The organism is Rahnella sp. CJA17(1/100), from assembly GCF_963881615.1.
GTDB classification, from domain to species: Bacteria; Pseudomonadota; Gammaproteobacteria; order Enterobacterales; family Enterobacteriaceae; genus Rahnella; species Rahnella aceris.
Map to the genome: position 1 here is coordinate 1 of NZ_CAWOJA010000043.1, position 710 is coordinate 710.

2 tRNA genes and 1 rRNA gene are annotated in these 710 nt (G+C 48.6%); all 3 read left to right on the forward strand.

Features of this window, described 5'->3' with window-relative positions:
• Positions 1 to 84 (forward strand): 16S ribosomal RNA (locus AACU55_RS16795); the annotation flags it as partial.
• Positions 85 to 155: 71 nt separating this feature from the next.
• Positions 156 to 232, forward strand: a tRNA-Ile gene (locus AACU55_RS16800).
• Between the two features lie 134 nt (positions 233 to 366).
• A tRNA-Ala gene (locus tag AACU55_RS16805) sits at positions 367 to 442 on the forward strand.
• The last annotated feature ends 268 nt before the right edge of the window (positions 443 to 710 follow it).

Consider the following 710-nt stretch of genomic DNA (forward strand, 5'->3'; position numbering starts at 1 on the left):
GCGCTTACCACTTTGTGATTCATGACTGGGGTGAAGTCGTAACAAGGTAACCGTAGGGGAACCTGCGGTTGGATCACCTCCTTACCTCAAGATACGCATTGTGCAGTGTCCACACAGATTGTCTGATAGAAAGTAACGAGCAGAAATACCTTAATAGGCTTGTAGCTCAGGTGGTTAGAGCGCACCCCTGATAAGGGTGAGGTCGGTGGTTCAAGTCCACTCAGGCCTACCAATTCCTTCCTCCTCTTCGTTGTCGCCATGTCTCGTTTGCACAAAGCAAACTTCGCATGACTCCGCCTTGATGAGAAAGTAATTGGCTGACTCATCAGGCTGATGAGTAATTAAGGTATCTGTGAGTGACTGTATGGGGCTATAGCTCAGCTGGGAGAGCGCCTGCCTTGCACGCAGGAGGTCAGCGGTTCGATCCCGCTTAGCTCCACCATTACCGTACAGCCCCTAAATAATACTTCAGAGTGTATTGGAAACAGTATGCTGCGAAGTATTTTGCTCTTTAACAATCTGGAACAAGCTGAAAATTGAAAGTTTACAGCTGAACATCACTCTCCGTAGAAGTACTGAGTGATGGATTAGTCTGTAACAGAGTCTCTCAAATAATCGCAGCGCGATGGTGGAAACACCTTCGGGTTGTGAGGTTAAGCGACTAAGCGTACACGGTGGATGCCTAGGCAGTCAGAGGCGATGAAGGGCGT